Raw genomic sequence first — 4,309 nt, 5'->3', positions numbered from 1 at the left:
AGACTTTTTTGTCGAGTTTGTTACCAGTTAAAACGATTTTCTCAACGTTGATGAGGATAACGTTATCCCCACAGTCAACGTGTGGTGTGAACGTAGGCTTGTGCTTACCACGGAGAAGTGATGAAACTTCGCTCGCAAGGCGACCGAGTGTTTTACCTTCAGCGTCGATAAGGAGCCATTTGCGTTCTACATCAGTAGCTTTCGCCATGAAAGTTGTGCGCATGTAAAATACCTCCTAAGGAATTAAAAGTTCTGTTTTTGATTTTTCATTTATTCACTAGGTGAATCTATCATAATCTTAGGTGTACGGGGCTAAGATTGTGGTTTCATAATAAATGAAATGCCAATAAACATTGTATGTTTTTTAATAGCCAATGTCAATTGCCTTTTTTTACTCCGGATAGAAAACTTCCCATAGATAGAGTCCATGAGGAGGCGCCGTCACGCCTGCAACGTTCCGGTCCTTTGCCAGCAACATTTTTTTAATGTCCTCTGGTGCAAAACGACCGCGTCCGACGTCAAGTAACGTCCCGACCATGATCCGGATTTGATTATAGAGAAAACCACTGCCCTGGAACCGAAAGACGAGTTCGTCACCGATCGTCATCAACTCTGCCTCGTAAATTGTCCGAACCCGGTTATCCGTTTCCGTCTTCGCGACACAGAACGAACTGAAGTCGTGCGTCCCGATGAGATGCGCCATTCCTTGGCGTATCCGCTCAAGATCAATCGGATACGGAACATGAACCGACAGATTCCGACGAAACGCATTTTCTTCGCGGCGGACGAAATAGCGGTATTCCTTCCCTACGACATCGTAACGTGCTTCAAAGGTCGATTCGACCTCTTCACAGCTCCGGACACGAATATCCGCTGGTAAGAGCGTATTAAGTGCCTTAACGACGTTCTCCGGGGGAATCGCTAGTTCCGTATCAAAGTGAATGACTTGTCCGTAGGCATGGACTCTCGCATCCGTCCGTCCCGAGCCGATGATCTTGACGGGATGTTTGTGCATCCGCGCAAGCGTCGTTTCAATCACTTCTTGAATCGTCAATCCGTTTGGTTGCACCTGATACCCGGCGTAGCCGGTTCCATCATATTGAATCGTACATTTTAAACGACGCATTACCCGATCCCTCGCAATCCTACTAAACTGATCGTCAGGAGGACGAGCAAGATCATCAGACCCGTATCCCGCATCGTCCACTTGGACTCCCGTAGACGTGTCCGTCCCTCTCCTCCACGGTACCCCCGCGCTTCCATCGCTGTCGCAAGATCCTCTGCCCGCTTAAAGGCGGAGATGAACAAGGGAATCAATAACGGAATGATCGCCCGTAAACGTTCCTTAATCGGTCCTGCTGACAAATCGACACCACGTGCTTGCTGTGCCTTCATGATTTTCTCTGTCTCCTCTGCTAAGGTTGGTAAGAACCGAAGTGAGATTGATAACATTAAGGCGATCTCATGCGTCGGGACACGGACGACCTTGAACGGCTTCAATAACATTTCAATCGCATCCGTCAATTCGATCGGTGAGGTCGTCAACGTGACGAGTGTCGTGATCGAGACGAGATAGAAGAAACGTAATGAGACGATGATCGCGAGTCGCAGTCCTTCTTCATAGATCCGAAGCCAGCCAAACTCAAAGAGGACAGCCCCTTCGCGCGTGAAGAACAGTTGGATGACGAACGTAAAGACAATCAGGAAAAGAATCGGTCGCAGTCCCTTTAGAACATAACGAAGCGGTAAGCGACTACTCATGAGTGCTAAGAACGTAAAGATGAGTAAAAAGATGTTCGTTGCTGCATTGTTCGCGAGAAAGACGAGCGGAATGAAGCAGAAAGCAAAGATGATCTTAGCGAGTGCTGACGAGCGATGTAAGTACGACTGACCGGGAATATGTTGTCCAACGATCATTCGCTCACCCCCTTCGTCATCAACCAGTCGATCAATTCGGTTTCCGTCCGGATGTCCGGACGTTCCAGCCCACGCTGATCGGCGACTTGCCAGGCAAGCGATAAGACGTGCGGGAGATCGAGATGGAATTGCTCGAGCAAAGTCTCTTCTTTAAACAGATCAAGCGGTAGTCCGTCAAACGCCACCTGTGCATCTTCCATGACGATCACGCGCTCGGCATACTCAAGCACCTGATCCATGTCGTGCGTGATTAGGAGCAACGTCATACCGGTTTCTGCATGGAGCCGGGCAAACAGACTCAGCATATGCTTGCGTCCTTGCGGATCGAGTCCTGCCGTCGGCTCATCGACGATCAACACGTCTGGTTGACTAGCGAGTACGCCGGCAATTGCAACACGCCTCATTTGCCCACCAGACAGGTCAAACGGCGAACGACTCCAAAAGACTTCATCGAGTCCGACAGTCCGTAATGCCTCTTTTGCTAATTGCTCAGCCGTCGCACCATCATGACCGAAGTTCATCGGACCGAACATGACATCTTTTAAAACCGTCTCTTCGAACAATTGATATTCCGGATATTGAAAAACAAGCCCGACGCGACGTCTTAATGGCTTGAGGTCCTGTTTTTTCTTCGGTTCGACGATGATGTCATCGACTTGTACCTTCCCCGCTGTCGGCTTGAGCAACCCATTGATGTGCTGCACGAGCGTCGATTTTCCGGATCCGGTGTGCCCTACAAACGCAACAAGCGCCCCTGACGGAATCTCAAGATTCACATCACGTAGCGCGACTCGTTCGAACGGACTATTGAGTTGATACGTATAATTTAATTCCTGGATTAAGATTGGCATAAACGGTTCACCAATTCTCTTTCATCTAGTATCGTCTCCTCGAGTGAGAGACCTTGCGCCCGTAAACGTTCTTGTACCCGAACAACGAATGGAACATCGAGTCCGATGTCTTCTAAGAACGATGCATGACGAAAGACTTCCTGAGGGGATCCTTCTAATACGATTTTCCCGGCATCCATGACGATGACACGACTAGCTCGTAATACTTCGTCTAATTCGTGTGTAATCGCGATGACCGCCATTGGGTGAGTCGCATGGAGTTCTTGAACGGTCGACATGACCTCTTGTCGTGCTAATGGATCAAGCATCGATGTAGCTTCATCGAGCACGAGAACATCAGGGCGCATCGCAAGCGCCGAAGCGATTGCGACACGCTGCTTCTGTCCGCCGGATAATTGATGGGGTTCCCGATCAACAAAATCCGTAAGGCCAACGCGCGCTAGACTGTCGTCGATACGACGAACCATTTCCTCGCGTGGCACACCCCAGTTTTCTAGAGCAAATGCCACGTCGTCGCGCACGGTCGTGCCAACGAATTGATTATCTGGATTTTGGAAGACGATGCCGATCGCTCGGCGCATCTCCCACAGTTGCTCCGGATTTGCACTTGAAAAGCGCTCAGCAACCGTAACGGTCCCTGTCTCCGGTAACAACAATCCATTAAACAATTTCGTCAGCGTTGATTTTCCAGAGCCGTTGTGACCAACGATAGCAACCCATTCACCTGAACGAATCGTCAGAGAGACCTCGTGTAAGGCTGCTTGTTCCTGTTCCGGATACCGATAGGTGACCTGTTCCAGTTCAATCAGCTTGTCCATGATCTCTCCTCCTTCATCAAATCAATACTTTCATTTTGTAGCAAAAGGGCAGAAGCGGGATACGCACTGCCCTTTTATGGCGAATCATTTAATGAGGATTAAACGAGTTCGATGATGACCATTTCTGCGCCGTCACCACGACGTGGTCCCATTTTCATGATGCGTGTGTAACCACCTTGACGCTCAGCAAAACGTGGAGCCACATCAGCGAATAATTTTTGGATCGCGTCTTGTGCTTTGCCCTCTGCGTTTTGACCAGCAGCTTCACGGCGAACGAACGATGCAACTTGACGACGAGCGTGGAGATCACCGCGTTTACCTAAAGTGATGAGTTTCTCTACGACTGGACGAAGTTCCTTCGCTTTTTGTTCTGTAGTTTGGATACGCTCATTGATGATGAGATCAGTCGCAAGGTCACGCAAAAGTGCCTTACGTTGTGAGCTTGTACGGCCTAATTTCGAGTATGCCATGGATGGATTCCCTCCTTCGTGCAATTAATAGTATTAGTCTTCTTTGCGCAAGCCTAGTCCGAGTTCGTCGAGTTTCGCTTGAACTTCCTCGAGTGATTTACGTCCGAGGTTACGGACTTTCATCATCTCGTCTTCGCTCTTGTTCGCGAGTTCTTGAACCGTGTTGATACCAGCGCGTTTCAAACAGTTGTACGAACGAACTGAGAGATCGAGTTCTTCGATCGTCATTTCGAGTACTTTTTCTTTTTGATCT

General features: G+C 49.0%; 7 protein-coding genes. All 7 read right to left on the bottom strand.

What is annotated here, in order from left to right:
• On the bottom strand, positions 1-223 hold a 223-nt coding region (gene rplM, locus B3S86_RS15240), incomplete at its 3' end, for a 50S ribosomal protein L13 (RefSeq protein ID WP_290754300.1).
• 168 nt (positions 224-391) lie between these two features.
• Positions 392-1,126, bottom strand: a complete 735-nt coding sequence (gene truA, locus B3S86_RS15235; protein ID WP_290754298.1) for a tRNA pseudouridine(38-40) synthase TruA — start codon at positions 1,124-1,126, stop codon at positions 392-394.
• Complete coding sequence (locus B3S86_RS15230; protein ID WP_290754296.1) at positions 1,126-1,917, bottom strand: energy-coupling factor transporter transmembrane component T family protein; 792 nt, start codon at positions 1,915-1,917, stop codon at positions 1,126-1,128. The genes truA and B3S86_RS15230 overlap by 1 nt, the downstream gene beginning before the upstream one ends.
• Complete coding sequence (locus B3S86_RS15225; protein WP_290754294.1) at positions 1,914-2,768, bottom strand: energy-coupling factor transporter ATPase; 855 nt, start codon at positions 2,766-2,768, stop codon at positions 1,914-1,916. The genes B3S86_RS15230 and B3S86_RS15225 overlap by 4 nt, the downstream gene beginning before the upstream one ends.
• Entirely contained in the window at positions 2,756-3,586 is an 831-nt protein-coding gene (locus tag B3S86_RS15220; RefSeq protein WP_029343095.1) for an energy-coupling factor ABC transporter ATP-binding protein, read from the bottom strand. Before B3S86_RS15220 ends, B3S86_RS15225 begins: the two co-directional genes overlap by 13 nt.
• Before the next feature lie 98 nt (positions 3,587-3,684).
• Positions 3,685-4,056 (bottom strand): 50S ribosomal protein L17, encoded by a 372-nt coding sequence (gene rplQ, locus B3S86_RS15215; RefSeq protein ID WP_023466649.1) that lies wholly within the window; start codon positions 4,054-4,056, stop codon positions 3,685-3,687.
• Positions 4,057-4,089: 33 nt separating this feature from the next.
• The coding region (locus B3S86_RS15210; RefSeq protein ID WP_290754291.1) for a DNA-directed RNA polymerase subunit alpha C-terminal domain-containing protein at positions 4,090-4,309 on the bottom strand (220 nt) is incomplete at its 5' end.

The organism is Exiguobacterium sp. UBA3968 (genome assembly GCF_002385115.1).
Classification (GTDB): domain Bacteria; phylum Bacillota; class Bacilli; order Exiguobacteriales; family Exiguobacteriaceae; genus Exiguobacterium_A.
This window is presented reverse-complemented; position numbering and strand designations above follow the sequence as displayed.

Excerpts from the sequence above, each read along its gene's own strand:
- truA (WP_290754298.1), bottom strand. The coding sequence starts at position 1,126 with ATGCGTCGTTTAAAATGTACGATTCAATATGATGGAACCGGCTACGCC.
- rplQ (WP_023466649.1), bottom strand. The coding sequence starts at position 4,056 with ATGGCATACTCGAAATTAGGCCGTACAAGCTCACAACGTAAGGCACTT.
- B3S86_RS15220 (WP_029343095.1), bottom strand. The coding sequence starts at position 3,586 with ATGGACAAGCTGATTGAACTGGAACAGGTCACCTATCGGTATCCGGAA.
- B3S86_RS15225 (WP_290754294.1), bottom strand. The coding sequence starts at position 2,768 with ATGCCAATCTTAATCCAGGAATTAAATTATACGTATCAACTCAATAGT.
- B3S86_RS15230 (WP_290754296.1), bottom strand. The coding sequence starts at position 1,917 with ATGATCGTTGGACAACATATTCCCGGTCAGTCGTACTTACATCGCTCG.